General features: G+C 31.1%; 14 protein-coding genes. 7 read left to right on the top strand and 7 right to left on the bottom strand.

What is annotated here, in order from left to right:
* The first annotated feature begins 45 nt into the window (after positions 1-45).
* The 4 genes from VY93_RS01160 to VY93_RS01145 all read left to right on the top strand — a co-directional run bounded on the left by VY93_RS01160 (position 46) and on the right by VY93_RS01145 (position 7,170).
* Positions 46-2,019 carry a lipoprotein gene (locus VY93_RS01160; protein ID WP_046128312.1) on the top strand — a complete coding sequence of 658 codons (1,974 nt, stop codon included), beginning with the start codon at positions 46-48 and terminating at the stop codon, positions 2,017-2,019.
* Between the two features lie 47 nt (positions 2,020-2,066).
* Positions 2,067-3,029, top strand: coding sequence for a hemagglutinin (locus tag VY93_RS01155; protein WP_220094918.1), 963 nt, complete (start codon positions 2,067-2,069; stop codon positions 3,027-3,029).
* Positions 3,030-3,157: 128 nt separating this feature from the next.
* Positions 3,158-4,162: a type I glyceraldehyde-3-phosphate dehydrogenase gene (gap, locus tag VY93_RS01150; RefSeq protein ID WP_011283362.1), complete on the top strand. Its 1,005-nt coding sequence runs from the start codon at positions 3,158-3,160 to the stop codon at positions 4,160-4,162.
* 191 nt (positions 4,163-4,353) lie between these two features.
* Positions 4,354-7,170, top strand: coding sequence for a sialidase family protein (locus VY93_RS01145; protein WP_020002904.1), 2,817 nt, complete (start codon positions 4,354-4,356; stop codon positions 7,168-7,170).
* A 117-nt stretch (positions 7,171-7,287) separates the two neighbouring features.
* Here the strand turns inward: VY93_RS01145 and VY93_RS01140 are convergent, their stop codons facing one another.
* Genes VY93_RS01140 through VY93_RS01130 form a run of 3 tightly spaced genes read right to left on the bottom strand, consistent with a single transcriptional unit; the run spans position 7,288 to position 9,267 of the window.
* A complete protein-coding gene (locus tag VY93_RS01140) occupies positions 7,288-8,124 on the bottom strand; it encodes an N-acetylneuraminate lyase (protein ID WP_046128311.1) in 837 nt (278 codons plus the stop codon).
* Complete coding sequence (locus tag VY93_RS01135; protein WP_026365169.1) at positions 8,117-8,812, bottom strand: N-acetylmannosamine-6-phosphate 2-epimerase; 696 nt, start codon at positions 8,810-8,812, stop codon at positions 8,117-8,119. Before VY93_RS01135 ends, VY93_RS01140 begins: the two co-directional genes overlap by 8 nt.
* Positions 8,812-9,267: a YhcH/YjgK/YiaL family protein gene (locus VY93_RS01130; protein ID WP_020002902.1), complete on the bottom strand. Its 456-nt coding sequence runs from the start codon at positions 9,265-9,267 to the stop codon at positions 8,812-8,814. Before VY93_RS01130 ends, VY93_RS01135 begins: the two co-directional genes overlap by 1 nt.
* A gap of 52 nt (positions 9,268-9,319) precedes the next feature.
* Here VY93_RS01130 and VY93_RS01125 point away from each other — a divergent pair, with 52 nt between their 5' ends.
* Positions 9,320-10,192, top strand: a complete 873-nt coding sequence (locus tag VY93_RS01125; protein ID WP_020002901.1) for an ROK family protein — start codon at positions 9,320-9,322, stop codon at positions 10,190-10,192.
* Here VY93_RS01125 and VY93_RS01120 read toward each other — a convergent pair.
* Both VY93_RS01120 and VY93_RS01115 read right to left on the bottom strand, forming a co-directional pair.
* A complete protein-coding gene (locus tag VY93_RS01120) occupies positions 10,179-11,324 on the bottom strand; it encodes an amidohydrolase family protein (protein ID WP_020002900.1) in 1,146 nt (381 codons plus the stop codon). The genes VY93_RS01125 and VY93_RS01120 overlap by 14 nt on opposite strands.
* Positions 11,311-12,069: a glucosamine-6-phosphate deaminase gene (locus tag VY93_RS01115; RefSeq protein ID WP_020002899.1), complete on the bottom strand. Its 759-nt coding sequence runs from the start codon at positions 12,067-12,069 to the stop codon at positions 11,311-11,313. The genes VY93_RS01120 and VY93_RS01115 overlap by 14 nt, the downstream gene beginning before the upstream one ends.
* Before the next feature lie 434 nt (positions 12,070-12,503).
* On the opposite strand from VY93_RS01115, the gene VY93_RS01110 reads away from it, so the two are divergent.
* Together VY93_RS01110 and VY93_RS01105 are read left to right on the top strand one after the other, a co-directional pair.
* Entirely contained in the window at positions 12,504-12,734 is a 231-nt protein-coding gene (locus VY93_RS01110; RefSeq protein WP_020002897.1) for a hypothetical protein, read from the top strand.
* Complete coding sequence (locus VY93_RS01105; protein WP_020002896.1) at positions 12,734-14,581, top strand: sodium:solute symporter; 1,848 nt, start codon at positions 12,734-12,736, stop codon at positions 14,579-14,581. The genes VY93_RS01110 and VY93_RS01105 overlap by 1 nt, the downstream gene beginning before the upstream one ends.
* 601 nt (positions 14,582-15,182) lie before the next feature.
* On the opposite strand, the gene VY93_RS04195 is transcribed toward VY93_RS01105, so the two are convergent.
* Together VY93_RS04195 and VY93_RS01095 are read right to left on the bottom strand one after the other, a co-directional pair.
* Positions 15,183-17,879 carry an ABC transporter substrate-binding protein gene (locus VY93_RS04195; protein WP_036434340.1) on the bottom strand — a complete coding sequence of 899 codons (2,697 nt, stop codon included), beginning with the start codon at positions 17,877-17,879 and terminating at the stop codon, positions 15,183-15,185.
* Positions 17,879-18,247, bottom strand: coding sequence for a hypothetical protein (locus tag VY93_RS01095; RefSeq protein WP_020002894.1), 369 nt, complete (start codon positions 18,245-18,247; stop codon positions 17,879-17,881). The genes VY93_RS04195 and VY93_RS01095 overlap by 1 nt, the downstream gene beginning before the upstream one ends.
* Between the last annotated feature and the right edge of the window lie 4 nt (positions 18,248-18,251).

The raw sequence follows: 18,251 nt of genomic DNA, 5'->3' as shown, positions 1-18,251 counted from the left end.
ATTTAAATTAACTAATTAGGTTTTATTTTTGAGTCAAAATTTAGCTTAGAAACCAGCGGATCGGTTACTGCTGCTAAAACACTTCAAGCTGAAGAACAATACACAAATGTAAGCCAAGATCTTAGAACTGATTTAGAAGCAAAATTAACAACAGCAGCAACAGCATTACTAGAAGGTGAAACAAAACTTAAAAATCTAGATGCTTCAAGTAATTTAGACACAACAAAAGCTACATTAGAATCTGCAAAAACAGCTCTAGATGCAGCAGTTGATGCAGTTAAACCAGAACTTGACTTCCAAAAAACAAAAACTAGCGCTGCAGCTAAAGTTACAGAACTTGAATCTCTTGTTAATATAGCTTTAAAAACTGAACTAGAAAAACAAGTTGATGCTTTAACTAAAGATCACGCAACTGAAGCTACAACAATGTTAGCTAACCTAACATCGTTAAAAGAATCATTAGAATCTCTTCAAACTTTAGTATCAGATGGTCTAAAAATGCAAGTGGATTATCCACAAAAATACTACGATGCAGATAACAAAGCAGATTTCGATGCAGCTTTACTAAAAGCTTCATCAGTGTTTCCAGCATTCCAATGAACAGCTCAATCAATTATTGTAGAAACTCCTGAAGGTCAACTTCCAAACCCTAGAGCTTGAACCAAAGCTAGAGACAAATCAGAATTTAAACTACAAAACTTCGTAATAGCTCCAGCTCCAGCAGAAAGTGGAAGCGAAGATGTAAGTGGAGGCGGAACATCAGCCGCAGCATCAGCTACAGTTAGACTTGCAACAGGAACAGAAGAAGCAGCAGAAGATTCAGAATCATCAGAAGCTCAAACAGCTCCAACAGCTGATTTAGCATCAACAGTTTCTTATCTAAAAACCTTAGATACAGATCTTAAAGCGCAAACTGCAGCACTAAATGGTGATACTACAACTAATAAGACAGCATACTACAAACCAGTTGACGGTCGTACACTATACTGAGACGGGTTTATGCCTAAAATAGTGCTAAATGATTTTGATGCATCGCAAACAAATGTAGAAGATAATAAATCAAAACTTCAAACATGATTTAATACTAAAGCAAATTGAAGCAATCTAGAAGATCAACTTGTTAAAAAACTAGGAAGTGAGAAATTTAAAAACGTTAAACTAACCAATCCACGAGTAGATTGAGACATAGTAAATAGCAACCAATATAGACCTAAAGTTACCTTTGATGTAACCCAAAAAGAAGGTTATGAATTGCAAAGCGGAAGTGAATTTTCACAAAGTCTTACAATGGTTATAAGAGTTTTATATACAACTCAATCACCTAATGCAAACGTTTTACAAATGCAAGGAGCTTCATCTTCAGCAGCGCCAGCTGGTTCAACGCCATCTAATAATGCCGCAGTAATTAGAGACGTAAACGTTTATATGAACTACACCGGACCTTCTATTGTTTTAGATGAAGCCCATCCTACAGTAGGAGCTACACCTAATACTTCAATTAACGGAACCTCAAATGTAACAGGTGACTTTAACACTAAATTCAAAAACTTATTAGTAAACGTAGTAGGGAGGAGTTTCACTCAAACTTCATTATTACAAGCAATAATTAACTACGTTAACAAATTTGACCCTAAATTTCCAGCTTCATTTGTATTAAATACAAACGGAGTTGCTTTAACTAGCGTTCAAAGCGGCACACAACTTAGAATAGGAAGTTTAAACGATTTCCTATACAATAACAAAGGATTCTTACAACAAGTTAATGGAGACTCAAGCGCAGTATATTTTGCAGTTAACGGTGTAACTAGCCAAGGTTGATTAAATACTTTCTTAATTAGAATTCCTTTAACTAAATTTGTAAGACCTATAAGCGTATTTACAGCACCAGTAGTAACTCCTCCTGCAGAAGAAGCTACTGGAGGAAGTCAAACTCAAGAAGCAAGATTACAACCAGCTGGATATAGTAATTCAGATTCATCTGGATCTACAGAACAAACACCACCAAGTACAACTCAATAATAATAATAATAATAATAATAATAATAAAACCAAAAACATGCCCCAAAATGTTAGCGCTATACTGAGACGGGTTTATGCCTAAAATAGTGCTTGAAGGTTTTGATTCACGTTGAACAAATGTAAATGATAATAAATCAAAACTTCAAACATGATTTAATACTAAAGCAAATTGAAGCAATCTAGAAGATCAACTTGTTAAAAAACTAGGAAGTGAGAAATTTAAAAACGTTGTTTTATCACAACCTAATGTTACTTTAGAAACATTTACATGAAACCGTCAAACCTGAGGAGTTCCAACCGTTACTTTCAACCTTGCCGCTAAAGAAGGCTATGAAAAAGCAAAAAATTCTACAAATACTATTGCACTAAAAATTAGAGTAGTTTACAATTCAAATAATACAAATGAAATTTTATTCCCAATTCAAGGAGCTTCATCTTCAGCAGCGCCAAGTGGCGCAAATACAGCTGACCATGCTAAAACCATTAAAGATGTTAACGTTTACCTAAACTATACAGGACCAGCGATTGTTTTAGACGCTACCTTGCCTGAGGTTGGAAAAGTTGATAATACAACTACAAACGGAACATCAAATGTAACAGATGACCTTAACACTAAATTCAAAGACTTAGTTACAAGCGACCAAAGAACTGCATCACTATTTTTCCAAGCAATTCAAAAATATGTAAATACCTTTGATCCTAAGTATCCAGCTAATCCAGTAAGTGATCAAAAAAATGGTGTTACTTGAGCTAGAGTAGAAAATAAAGCATTAAAAATCGCAAACCTTAATAATCCTAATGCTGTATTTGTGCAACAAATGAAAGATGACAGCGAGGCAGTATATTTACCAGTTATTGGAGTTGCAAACAATAGATGATTAAATACTTTCTTAATTAGAATTCCATTAACTAAATTTGTTAAGCCTCTAACAGTATTTACTGCTACTTCAGCTTCGACTCCTACTCAAGATTCATCAGCTTCAAATACAAGCCCACAAACAACAACTTAAAGTTTATAATAATAAAACCAAAAACACGCCCTAAAATGTTTTACAAAAAAGCCAACTATTTTTGGCTTTTTTGTTTTATAATTACGGTAAATAAAATTTATTCAAATATTTAATGTTTTAAGGATAATATGAAAAAGAAAATAGCTATTAATGGTTTTGGTAGAATTGGTCGTCTAGTATTACGTAGAATGCTAGAAACAAGCCTTACAGACAAAGTAGAAGTGGTAGCAGTTAATGATTTAACTGATGCTAAAACTCTAGCTCACCTGCTAAAATACGATACAGCTTTCAAAAAATTACAATTTTCAGTAGAAGAAAAAGATAGCTCACTATGAGTTAATGGAAAAGAAATTAAAGTTTTTGCTGAAAAAGATCCATCAAATTTACCATGAAAAGATCTAGGAGTAGATTTAGTAGTTGAATCAACTGGATTTTTCACTAAGAAAGACCTTGCATCTAAGCATTTAGAAGCCGGAGCTAAAAAAGTTTTAATTTCAGCGCCAGCAGGAAGCGATCTTCCTACTGTGGTTTATAACGTAAACCATAAAACTCTAAAAAGTAGTGATACCGTGATTTCTGCTGCATCATGTACTACAAACTGCCTTGCGCCTGTGGTAAAAGTTTTAGTTGAAGAATTCGGTCTAAAATCAGGATATATGACAACCGTTCACTCATATACTGCTGATCAAAAACTTCAAGATGCTCCACATAAAGATTTAAGAAGAGCGCGTGCTGCTGCTGAAAATATCGTTCCTACTTCAACTGGAGCTGCAAAAGCAATTGGCCTTGTAGTTCCTCAAGCATCTAACGTTTTAGATGGTATTGCTATTAGAGTTCCAACCTTAACTGGATCTTTAGTAGATTTAAGCGTTAGACTTGAAAAATCTCCTTCTGTAGAAGAGCTTAACGCTGCCTTTAAAAAAGCTGCTAATGAATCATTTAAATTTGAAACCGATGAAATAGTATCATCAGATATCGTTAACTCTCACTACGGATCAGTTTTTGATTCAAAACTAACAAACTTTGTTGAATCAAAAGACGGAAGATTATACAAACTATTCGCATGATACGATAACGAAATGTCATACGTATCGCAATTAGTTAGAGTTTTAGAATACTTCGTTTCTTTATAATTAAAAATCAAAAAAATAACAAACTTTTTTTCTTTTGAATTTAGTTTGTTGTTTTTTTGTATTTTTCAAAACTAAAAGTAAATAGATTTTTACTAAAAAGCTTATAATTATTAATATATAATTAAATGTATATAAATTTATATGTCAGTTTTTTGTTTAAATAGCAAATCATCTTAAGAAAAGTCATTACAATGAAAAAAACTAAAGCTCAAAAAGATCAACAAAAAAAATCGCAATTTAAAAAGAGATTTTGATTTACCTTTACATTTTTAGTCGGAAACTTAACAATTATAAGTTCTTCTTTAATTCCGCTTTCATTAAAATGAATTTGAGCTCCTCTTAATATAGAAGAGGATCTTGAAATTAATATTAAAGATGATTTAAATGGTTCAAGATTTATCTCAGAGATAAATAGTGATAACCTTCCAGAGTTTGTTAATGCATTTTTTAACAACAAACAATATTCAATTGATGATTTAAATTTAAAACTAGCAGGAGTTAATTACATTACTGGTTGAGTTTATGTTCAAGCTTCAGTAAAACCTAATGTTAAAGTAGCTAAAAAATATCAAGATGCAGTTAAACTATTTAAACTAGAATTTAAAAACTCACAAGTTAAATTATTCGATCCTAACGTGACAACATTTTCAATTAAACCTGAAAATAACACTAAAGAATTCACTAGCGAATTTCAAACTAGAGAAGATCTTGAAAGCTTTTTAAATAATGCAGATAATATTTCACTATCAGAGCTTCAAGATAAGCTTAATTTAACTTTTTTTGATAAAAATAACGTTCCGCTAAATTTATATACCGGAGCTGTAGTTACGCTAAGCAATCCTGTTAAATTCACTACCACATCATATGTAATGGATTATAAAATTACATGACAAATACCGGTAGCTAATGACGTATTTTACGGAAACTTATATTCATTTAGCTTAAATGGAAAATTAAATCTAAGACTAAAAGAAATAAATTCAATTTCAAGTTTATACAGTGATGTTGATGACATTGACTTTAAAAAACTTCAATCAAAAGAAATTTTTAAAAACCTTGAAGAGGTTCAAAACTTTTCAACCAGTATTGAAACTTTAGATCAATTCTATAACGTTCCTGATGATTTAGTAGTTAAAGGGCAAGACTTTAAACTAGGATACTACATTAATAAAACAGCACGAATTTTTGACGACGTTGAATCATTTTTAGATAACAGCAACTTAATATCAAGCGGTTACTTAACTAGAATGACCTACGATGATAAATATAAAGTTGTTATATCTAAACCTAATTTAGATACCTTTACTAAAGCATCATCTGAAAGCCAAAGAAAATACCTACAAAGCTTTAAGCAAAATAAAGCTCCAATTAAAGTAACTATTGCAAATACCGTCGATAGAACTGTAGAAGTATTTTATACCGACCTTTGATTTAATAAAAGTCCGCTTGTTAACGGAAAATATTTATTCTTTAATATGTCTCCTCCAGGTGATAAATTCGTCTACTATACAAAAGATGTAAATACTTGAAGAATACCTGGAGTTATAAAAACTCATGATAATAAACTAATTTTTAACGCTGATAAAAGGGTTAACAATAAAGATGATCGTGGGCATCTAGAACAAGACATGAGAGTATCTGAAGATGGTGGAAAAACCTGATCAAATCCTCAAACTATTGTTAGAATTTCAGCTAAAAATACCAAAGATGGTGCAAATAAAGGTCAAGTAATTGACGGAACCATGTTAGAGGTATTTGATAAAAGCATTAACAAGCATAAACTTTTATATGTTTTTGGAGTTTCTAGTTACTTACATACAGTTTTCCATGAAAGAACCATTAGAGATGATGGAAATACTTCAGGGCTAGTAAATAACAATAAGTGAATGCTATTTATTGATAAAGAAAATCTAAATCAAAAATTTGTAGCAAAACCTATTACAGTCGATGGTGATAGTAACTGATTTAAAGTATTTAAAGTTAAAAATAGTTCTGGTGTTCAATGAAAAGATATTGATGATAGAACCGAGCTTGACGAAGCTAATATAATAATTGATAACTCATTGAAAAACGGAACTATAACTGGAAATGTCTACGATAACGTTCCAAGTAATATCTTTAGCACTTTCGGTGAGCCTGGTAGAAATTCAAGATCATCAGCAATTTCAAAATATATATCAAAATACTCAATTTGAGATCAAAGATTACCATATTACTTTACTGGTAATATAATGCAAAAAAATGTTTACTTTGCAAATTCTAGATACTACTTTGATAACATTTTATGAACTTTCCAAGTTGAAAGTATCGATGGCGGAAAAACCTGAACTAATTTAAGAAACGTATCTCCATTTTTAAATAGAAAAGATCAAAGATGATACATAAATGGTGTTGGAAACGGAATTCAACTTAATCATCAACGTAATTCAAATGGAGATGTTATAGCAGTTTTCCCATTCTATCTTGCTAGCAAAACAAGGCAGGAACGTCCTAAATTAATGGCAACTAAAGATGGTGGAAAAACCTGATATGAACTTGCAGATTATCCATTTAAACTTCTTCCTCCTGGAGCTTCTGAATCATCTATAAGTGAAGATAGTAAAGGTAATTTATGATGACTTGCCAGAAGATCTGATGGAAGAGTTTTCACACTTATTAAATCAGAAGACGGTGGAAAAAACTGAAAAGTAATCTTTAACGATAAAAGAGGAATTTTTACAAAACAATTTATTGGATCTACTATCTTTAACATTAAAGCACTAGGAGAGAAATTAATTTTCTCAGCTAATGATAATGGTGGCGGAAAAATTTATCTAGTTGATATAAATAATCCTACAACCATTGAACCAATTTACACCATAAATAGAGGTTCATATGGTTATTCAACTACAGTAACTTTTAACGAAAATGATAACTACTTTGACGTATTAACTTTCTACGAGGTAAATAACCCTCAAAAAGGAAGAGACATCAACCTAAAAAGACTTAGAGTCTTTGTGGTTAGTTAATCAAAAGCAAAATAAGCTAATTAAAAATCACCAGAATTTGGTGATTTTTAATTATGAATTTTATTATTTTAGATATTTATCGGTGATAAATTCTGCGTGTTTTTTAATTTCTTCATCTTAGTATCTTCAGAATGGTTTTCTAGTGTAACCTGCATCTACTCCATGAAGACGCATAATAGCTTTAAGTGATTGCATTAATCCTTTTGAAATTAAATCTAGCACATAATCGTTATATGTATGAGTTAATTTCATTACAGCTTCCTTGTCATTAGCTTCTCATGCTTTAATGATTGCATTAGCGCCTTTAGCATTAACGTTATATGTAGATCCGATAAATCCTTTAGCTCCCATGGTTAGCCCCATCGCTAGAGCTTCATCTCAAGCGAACATGAAAAGTTTATCTGGGTATTTAGACATAAGTCTTTCAAAAGTAAATAAATCGGTTGCTCCATATTTTGAACCAATTACGTTTTTAATTTCAAGAAGCTTTCCAAATTGATCGGTAGATACTTTTTGTCCAGCTAATTGAGGAAGGTAGTAAATTAGTATAGGAATATCAGCTGCCTTAGAAATTTCTTCATAGTAATGATGAGTTTCATTAAATGAAAAGTTGTAGTAATATGGAGTAATAGCTGAAATAGCGTCGTATTTTAGTTCTTTGGCTAGCTTAGCTAGTTCTTTGGTTTCTTCAATATTTAAACTTCCAATTTGAGCTACTAGTGTCACTCTACCAGCGTTGGCTTCTGCAACTAGTTTCATTACTTCTTTTTTATCTTCAAATGATAGTAGTAAAAATTCTCCGGTAGATCCGGTGATATAAATTCCATCAACTTTTTGTTTTTCAACTAAAAAATTAACAACTTCTTTAACTCCAGCTTTATGTAATTTACCATCTTTGGTAAATGGGGTAACCATTGCGGGAAATAATCCCTTAAATTTATCAAAGTTATGCATCTTTAAAAATTATGTCCTTAAATTGTTTTGTTATAAATTGTGGCCTGGTAATAGCAGAACCTACCACCACCGCATCACTATTTAATAAAAGCGCTTTTCTAGCTAGCTCGGGAGTGTTAAAGCCGCCTTCGGCAATAAAGATTTTATTATTATCGTGAGCTAGCTTTATGGCTTTTTTTAAGAAAGTAAAACCTTTTTCAGTATTACTTTTATTTTTGGTTTCTTGTGTGTAGCCTCTTAGAGTTGAGCTAATAATGTCAAAGCCTAGAGATATTGCATTTTGCATTTCTTCAAGGGTCGCACAATCGGCCATTAGCTTTTGATTTTTAGCTTTATTTTTTTTGAAATATTCCACTAAAAACTTTAAATCCTGCTTTGGACGCTCTCTTAATGTAGCATCCAAAGCGATAATATCAACTTTGGTTTTAATAAGCTTTTTAAGTTCGGTTAATGTTGGGGTGATAAAAACTTCTGAATCGGGATAGTCTTTCTTAATAATTCCAATAACTGGAACTTTAAAGTTTTCTTTAAGGATCAAGTTAATATTAGAAACTTGACTGGTTCTAATTCCTTGCGCTCCACCTTGCATGGCACTTCTAGCCATTTTTAATACAGTAGTTTTTCCATACATTGGCTCGTTTTCAAGTGCTTGACAAGAAACTATAAATTTGGCATTAAAATTTTTCATTATCATTGAATTTTTAATACAAATTTTTTAAATTTATCTCTAGAAGAGATATATTTAGGAACATGTCCTTCTTTAGGTAAAAATAAAAGAAATTCATGCTTTGTAGGCGCTAAAAGATTTCTTTCATTTGGCAGTTCAAATAATTGAACATCGTTTTCCTGGCTATAATCGTTTTTTTTGTGAGTTAACTCACTTTCGTAGAGATAGTAGAATTTTTCTCTTTCATCTACTACTATATGCAAGTCTGCATATACTTGGTGAACTTCGTATTGTTTGTTTAAATCATCATAGCCTTCAACATCAACGTGAAAGCCATAGACTTTTTTACCATCGATTTCAAAAACTCCTTCTGGTAGATGATTTAAATCTAAATTCGAAAGTCACTTGATTGCTTTATCAAAATTTTTGTTTAAATTTTGATACCTTGAAATATTTTCAAGTTTATCGTAAATCATTTTATCTCCTGAATTTAATGCTATACAATAATATTTTATTATAATTTTAGTAATGAGTGCTAAAGTGATTTTTGCCCTTGATATCGGGGGCACTTCTATTAAATATGGAATTATAGATTTCAAATACGATATTTTATTTTCATCTAGCGTTAAAACCAAAAAAGAAAAAATGATCTTTCAGGTTGAAAAGCTAATTCTAGAGGCCAAAAAAAGCTACGATTTTGACTACGTAGCAATATCATCAGCAGGAGTAGTTGATAGCAACAGTAACAAAATAACCTATACCAATAGCGACTATAGAATTTGAACCGGCTTTGACTTTAATATAGTAGCTAGAAATACCAATACTAAAATCGCAATGATCAATGACGCAAATGCTGCCGCGCTTTCAGAGTTAGTTTCTAAAAAACACGATAGCTTCGTATCTATCACCCTAGGAACTGGCCTAGGCGCTGGAATAGTTTATAACGGAGAGATTTTCCAAGGAAAAAACTTTCTTGGCGGAGAAATAGGAAATAATTTAGCTTTTAAAAACCAAAAAGAAAAAATCAATGAAGGGCTTTCTTTTTCTAGATTTAATAAAAAAATATCGCAAAAATTTAAAATTAAATCTAAAACTCCAAGCGTATATTATCCAAAGTTATATAAAGAAAATCAAAACTTTAAAGTCTTATTTAACAACTACGCATCTAAGCTTGCTTATTGAAGCTTTGTGATAGCTATAATTTTAAACGTAGATCACGTATATATCGGTGGAGCATTTAGCTTTGTAGATGATTTTTTATTTGACAAAGCTAAAGATATCTTTATTTCAATGCAAGATGATTCTCCATATAAAATTAGCTTTTCTAAAGCTAGTTATAAAAATAACGCCGGAATAATCGGCGCTACATATTTTTTAAAACAAAAATTTAATCTAGCTTAGCTTTTTCACCATCAAAGTAGTGAAGCTTAACATTAAAATCTTTATCAATTAATACAAAATTTGCTTTTGTATTAATTTTTATTCTACCTAAGGTTTTGCTTTTAAGGCTTTTAGCTACGTTATATGAAGAAAATTTAACTAGCTCGCTAAAAGAGCATTTTGTTGCCTTATAAAAATTTTTAAGAATTAAATTATAAGGCATGCCGCTTCCTGCTAGAGTAGAGCTATCTTTAAGATAAAAAAGATAGTCTTTTTTTTCTACTTCTAAATTATTAAGTTTATAAATTCCATTTTTAGAACCTTTATTAGGAAGTGAATCTGATACCAAAACTATATTACTATCATCAAAGCTTTGATATAAAAAATTTAGCGTTTGACTTCTAACATGAGTTAAATCAGAAATTATTTCAATTAAATAATTTCTATTAGTATCTTCTAAAACGCTATTAACTAAACTTTTATTTCTTTGGTGAAAGCCTGACATTGCATTTAAAAAATGAATAACTCTTTTATATTTATTATCTTTTAAATATTTGCTATCGAAATTATTATCATTAGAATGCCCTAGCGCAAAGTTTATCTGATCGTGATACTGATTCAGCATTTTTTTATTTTGGCTGTATTCTGGCGCTAGTGCTAAATACACAGGAATAAATTTTGATACCTCGCTAAAAAACTGTGCTTCTTTAGTTGATAAATTTTTAATTAAGTTTTCATCATGAGCGCCATTTTTTTCTTTTGAAATATAAGGCCCTTCTAAATATCAAGCTAGAAATTCTTTTGGATATTTTTCTGTGAAATAGCTAGCTATTTTTTTAATATCGCTATAGCTAGCAGTTACAGTAGTTGCAAAAACATGGCCAACACCTTCTTTTTTGATTTCTGCTAGGTATTTATTTAATTTATCTTGAATATTTTTTTCTTTTAAATCGTTAAAAGAAAAATCATATCCTCCATGGGTATGTGAATCAATAAAACTTGGCATTAATATATGGCCGCTATAATCAAGCGCATCTTTAATATTGCATTTACCTTTATTAACGCTTTTTATTATTCCACTGTTACTTAATACAACATAACCGATAAAGCTTTCTTTATGGGTTGCTATTAATAAATTTTTATAACAAATCACAAGCTGCCTCTAAATCTAGATATAGTGTAACTTTATTATGCTTTAATAGTGCCGAAGCTGGTAGAGAAGTGTCAAAATCTTTTAATTTAAGCAGTTTTTTAATGGGATCGCATTTAGAGCTACCAAAAGCAATTAAAGCGATTTCTTTAGCTTTTAAAATAGTGCTAAGACCCATTGAATAAGCCTGCCTTGGCACTAAATCTTTATTTGCAAAAAATTTAGCGTTAGAATCTATTGTAGATTGTGCTAAATCTACTATAGAAGTTTTAGACTCTAGCGGAGTTCCAGGCTCGTTGAAGCCTATGTGGCCATTGGTTCCAATTCCTAGAAGCTGAAAATCTATTCCACCTTTTTTATCTATCAATTCATCATAGCTGTCATAATTATTTTCTAAAGGGAAATGCGTTTGTGATTTATCTATTCCTACTTTAGAAAATAAATTTTCATTCATAAAGTATCTATATGATTTTTTGCTAGTTTCATCTAAATTTAGATACTCATCTAAATTAAAAGTTTGAATTTTTGATAAAACTAAATTTTTTTCTTTTGCCTTTTGAGCAAAAAAACTATATAAATCAAGCGGGCTATCACCGGTGGCTAGGCCTAGATTAAATTGGGGACTTTTTTCTAATAAAGACACTAAAAAAGAGGCTAGAAATAAACTAGCATCTTTTTTATTTTTAAAGATTTTTACTTTGAGGTTATTATCAAAAGATAATTCTTTTACGATTAATAATTTATTCATAATACATCCTAAGGTATTTCCTTAGAATATATTATAATAAATAATAGGTGGATTGTTCTGCCAGGAACTTTTACCTAAATAATTTTCTTTGGTTATAGATTTGTATTTTTAATTTTTTATAAAAATACATGCAAATTATATAATATTCCAAAAAAAATAATTAATAAATTTTTAAAAATTTTTTAAGGATAAAATGCATAAATATAGAAAAGACGGTTTAAGTCAGTCTAAGGCGTTTTTCTACTGTTTAGGACTAGGATTAATTGGTGGAGAGTATTTTTACTTAAAGCTAAAAAAAACTTGCACTAATTAAGCTAGCTCTTGCGTTTGTAGGTGCTACAATTATCTTCGTAACACTTGTTGTACTTGCAAACACTCAAAGCCCAGTATTAAGCGATGAAACAAAAAAAGCTATTGATTTAAAAACAGCTAATGTGTTTAACCAATTTATTGACAAACACCAAAATACGCAAGCATTACTTCCAGCTTATGTAGTAGGCGGACTGTTAATAGCTTCTAATGTTGTATGAACTATATATAATGCAGTTTTAATTCACAATGGTGAATTTAAAGATAATAAAAAGCAAAAAATATCACAATGAACAGAAACTCAAGAATCATACCTTGAGCACTTATTAACTAAAGGCGAAAACTGGAGACATTAATGAATGATATTAAAGAAATCGTTAAACCTTCTCTTGCAACCGCTGATTACGTTGTTATTGCTTTATATCTAACTGCAGTTTTAGGAATTGGATTATTTTTCTTTATTCAACAAATTAAAAGAAAAAAACAAAATTCCGTAAACAACTTCTTCACCGGAGAAGGTAAAAACCCTATTTGAGTTGTTGGTTTCTCAATTTGAGCCACAATTCTATCTTCAAACTTTTTCCTTGCGGCAACAGGTAACGCTATTGCAACAAGATGAATGTGAGCCGGAGCCAACATTTCACTTGTAGGAATTACTCCATTTATAGCATTATTTGTCGTACCTTTCTATCGTAGATTAAAAGAAAGTACCGCATATTCATATCTAGAAAATAGATTTAACTATGCAACTAGAGTACTTGCATCTGGATTATTTATTGTATTCCAAATCTTTAGAGTAGCGATTGTTTTATATGTTCCTACTCTAGCTATGACAACTGTTTCAGACGTTAATCCAGAATTTATACTATTAGGTCTTGGAATTGTTGTTATATTAATTACAATGTTTGGTGGTTTCAAAGCCGTTGTTTGAACCGATGCCGTTCAAGGATTAATCCTTGGAATGGGAATGGTTTTAGTGCTATTTTTCGCACTAGGTAAAACCAACTGAAGTTCAAGCCACGTATTGCTACAAAAACCACTTACTATAGAATCATGAAAAGTAACACTAGCAAGTGGTGGTATTGGATTCATATTCGTATATAACATCATTAACTCTTTATATGCTTTCACATCATCACAAGATGTTACCCAAAGATATAAAGGGACAAAAACTATTGGTGAAATTAGAAAAACCTTATATATTGCTGCCGGACTTGGAATATTTACAGTTTTAATATTCTTCGGTGCTGGAGCTGCAATATATACATATGTTTCATCACAAGAATCAGTCACTGTAAAAGAACTTAAAGAAATTGCTAAAAATGCTGATGGTAAACTACCTGCAAATCTAGTTGGGCTTCAAGATAGTGATCTTGTCGGTCAATTAGCAGGTCAAAAAACTATAGGACAAATTGATAACGTTAAAGCTGTTCCATTCTTTGCTAAAGGTGGAATAGAGCAAGGCGATAAAGTTTTTGCTTACTTTGTTGTTAAAGTTCTTCCTCAAGGAGTAGTAGGAATTATAATATCTGCTGTTTTAGCTGCTGCACAATCTACTATTTCATCAGGACTTTCAGCGGTTTCAAACTCAATTATTGTTGACTTTGTTGATAAAACACAATGAGGAAAAGGACTTTCTGCTAAATACAAAGCAAACCTTTCAAGACTATTAGTTTTATTATTTGGTTCAGTTTCACTTGGTGGAGGATTATTCCTTCTCGCAACTAAACAACAACAAATCTTTAACTATATAACAGGAACAGTTGGACTTCTTAACGCACCTGTTGTTGGAGTATTTGTTCTTGGAGTATTTACCAAAAGGGTTAACGGTAAAGGATCAGTTGCCGGAATTGTATTAGGATTCTTAGTTGCCTTTCCACTATGAGTATTTACTCAAGGCTTCGTGCCAAAAGAACTTAGAATAGAATTTGCTGGTGTATGATTAACAATTACTTCATTCCTTACAGCAATCATTACTGCCCTTGTAGTTTCAAAACTAACAGGAGATGCAGCCGCAATGAACAAAAGCATTGCTAATAAATCTTACTGAACTAGAACTAAAGAATTTAAATACCTAACAGAACTAGAAGAAAACTTAGAACAAGTAAGTAAACTAGTTAAAAAAGGTAAACTTTCTAAAGAATTTGAAACCAGATACCACGCTGTATTTGAAAAAATGCAACACGTAGTTGACGCTCAATAATTTAAAAATAAACGAAAAATCAGCCAAATGGCTGATTTTTTATACTAGTTATTTTGTCTATTAGTAATTATTTTGTGAATTAAATTTATTTCTAGAAAATAAATTTATTAACTAAACCAAAATGAAAGGAGGTTAAATAATATTGATAAAAAAATACAAACGAAAGATTAATATAATTATGACCGGCAATTTAAAAAAATTAAAGGAAAAGTCTAGAAAAAAAATTAAAAATTCTAGAAAATAAAGAAAACAAGGTCAATTTTATATTTATTGTTAAAAATTTAAATAAAGAATTTTTGTTACAAAATATGTCTAATAATTAGAAAGGAAAAGGTTGAAAATCCTTACGTGACGAGAATTATTATTTTTTAACGAAGAGTATATATGTAGTAATTTTTTTACGATTTAACACGAATAGACTATTTAATAATTTTTACGAAAATATAATTTTATTGAGAATTTTGTGCGATTTTAGAATATACACTAAATATTTTGAAATAATTGCAGCTAATTTACAAAATGTAAAGTAACTGCATAATAATTATATATTAAAAAAAGAAAAAATGCTAGCATTAACTAACATTTTTTTAATTATTTTGAGCTATGATGATTGTCCGGCAGTTACTCTAGGAAGTCCTGGAACTGGTGGACGATCAATATCGTATGCATATTGAAGATCGTATCTAAATAGATTTCTAGTTCCTCCAACACGAGAGATATTTCATAATGTATCAACTTCCATTAAAGGTATTACAGGAGCTGCATCTCTTATTATTTTTTCAAGACCAGCTACTATTTCAATAACTTTATTTTCATCGTATCCTTGGGTTTTTTCTTTATCAGTGAATTGATAACTAAAGAAGTTTGAATATCTATCTTTGTATTGGAATTCATCTTCATCATCTCGTCTTTGAGAAAGCTCTTTAATTTTGTCTCAGATTTCTTGTGAAACTCCTAAACGTTTTCTGGTTTCTTCTTCGGTTTTAGCTACTAGGCTGCCATTTACTAAATCTTTAGAATCTGCTAGGCTATCGAAGTATTTTTTATAGGTAAATCCACCAGATGGGTTTAAGTTAAATCCGGTTGTTTTCGAGTTTTCACGGTTAATTCCATCTTCAACAAAGAAGGCTTTAACGTATGAATCAATTTCTGTTCCAAAGCTATCAAAGTTTTTATAGGCAATATCAAAATCACCTTCTTCAACTTTAGAAATATAAACGTTTTCAGGAAGCGCTTTTAGCTCTAAGTTAATAAAGTTTCCAAATAAAAGCTCTAGTGAGTTTTTAAGGACAAGCCCTACGTTACGTTGCTCTTCGGTTGAATTAAAGATATAAGTTAAATTAACTTGTTTTAGACCTGGATGTTTTGCTTTGAAAACTTCCATATAGTGTTTTGCAACTTCAGGACGATATCCTTGATCGGTTCTATTGGTTGCTTCAAATTTATAGTTTTTAGATAAGTGATCTCCATAGCTATAGTTTTGAAGTGGCACTTTTTGATCAGTTGCATAGCTTCCTTTAGGAGTTGTTCATTGATCTTGGAAACCAAATTCAATTGCAGTTCCATCTGATTTATGCGCGTTACCAAATCCGGTTCATGTTATAACTGGATAAGAGTTATTTCACCCTGAGTTAAATAGCATAACTTCACGGTTAATTGCATAATAAAATGCATTTCTTAAATCAGGATCGTTTATATATGAATCTTTATTGGTTTCTTGATCTAAATTGAACATAAACCCAAGTGTTCCATACCCTGTGGTTTTAGACATTAAGTTTCTAAATTCAGGATCGGCTCAGAATTTTTTCTGCAACACTGATGGAATTTTTGCAAAGGCAATATAACCATCTGAAAACATTGCAGATTCTAAGTTTCTTTCATCGTTAAAGTAGATTTTTATTTTATTAGATATGGTTCTATTAACATTGAAATATGATTGGTTTTTAGCTAGAGTTAGCGAACCTTGAGATCCTAGAATTAATGAATCTATTAAAAATGGACCATTGGTTAATATACTTCTTTTATCTTTTCCAAAGTTTTGAATTCCGCCTAGTTCATTTTCAACAAATGCTCTATTTATAGGAAGTCAGTTTCTATTTAAATCGTTAATCATATCATCGATTGACTTTGGATTAGACTCGGCATATTCAACTCTAAATTCATGCTCATCTCTTGCGAAGATTATGTATTTTCCAATTAGCCTTGCATCTTCATAACTTTGGAAGTTTGAAGAGTCAATTCTAGCATACTGAAATACTTGACGAGGGTCAATGTATGGATTTCTTCTTAAAACTAAATCGTTTCCGTCTTCGTCTTTAAGAGTTATAGTATCTCCATCAGAAGGATCGACGTCTTTGTTGTCTTCTAGTTTTAATAAGTTATATAAGTCTTTATTTGAGATATTGAAAAATAATCTACCACTTCAGAAACCAACATTAAGCGCTGCTTGTTGAATTTTTTCAACGTCTTGCTCATCTCCTTCATTTTGTGAAGGTCAAAGGTAGTCTTTATTGCTTAATTGGTTTCCATTTTCGTCTCTGGCATCTACTTTATATTGTCATTTGCCATTGACTTTTTCATAAGGAGGATATCCTCATGGGTTTTTATAAGTTGTTCCGAATTTTTTAAGGTATTCGTTTTGTAGTGAAACAAATTGATCAAGACCTTTAATATCACGAGAGAGAAGATCTATTTGTTTTTGTGAACCAGTATTAATATCAGCTATATAGTGAATGTAATCAAGAAAATCATCAACAGTTTGCACATCACCATTACTTCAACGACTTCTTCCATCGTTAAGGGTAATGGTATAGGTTATTACCCTAGCATTAGGAGTAAAAAGACCTCTTCCTCCACGAGCGCTAAGCGCCTGGAATGATCCAGCACCAACATCAATTCCAAAGTTATCAAATGGATATGATCTATCACTTTGGTAGTTGTTATTTTCCAAGTCAGGACTATTTACGTATTTTTCAAGGCTTACTGAGTTGTTATTGTTTCCATAAACTCCAAAAGTAAGCGGAGTTTTACCTAAAATAGCCTGAAGTTCGCTAACTGGGCCAAATTTATAAACAGTGTCAACTAAAGAAGGAACGATTAAATCAACAGATTTATATAAAACGTAATTAAGTGAGTTAAGCGAAGGAGCTGAAAGCCCTAAGTCATAGTCTAACTTTTTATTGTTAGATAGTAGCGGCGTAGGTTCTTTGCTTGCATTGCTAGCACAAGAAATGGCAATGGCAGGAGCCATTAAGCTTGATAGCGCTAGTCCTAGAGAATATTTTATTTTTTTCTTCATTAAGTTGTTTTTCAATCTTTAGCAAGTGAGTCAAGAAGTTCTTGCTCGGTTCTGCTAAGGGTTTCTCCTAATATTGCTTTATCTAATACGCTTTTGATTAATTGTTCTTGATTTTTAGTGTGTTGTCATCCGTAGTGTTGGGTAAGCAGAATTGCACAGTTACATACAAAGCCTTGTTTTGGATCTCTTTGTTCTAGGTTCAATCTAGCTTCAGCAATTTTAACGTTATCACTTTTTGTGCTTGGCCCTTTGTAAGCGTCTGCATAATTGGTGTTTTTAAGGTTAATTGCTGTAGCAGTAGTAACTGCTGCTAGCGCTAATACTGATGCTGATGATACAAGAATTAATTTAAGTTTTTTGTTTTTCATAAAA

It is taken from the genome of Mycoplasmopsis synoviae ATCC 25204 (genome assembly GCF_000969765.1).
GTDB lineage: Bacteria > Bacillota_I > Bacilli_A > Mycoplasmatales > Metamycoplasmataceae > Mycoplasmopsis > Mycoplasmopsis synoviae.
The sequence above is the reverse complement of the archived record's forward strand: the minus strand, read 5'-3'. Positions and strand labels throughout refer to the sequence as shown.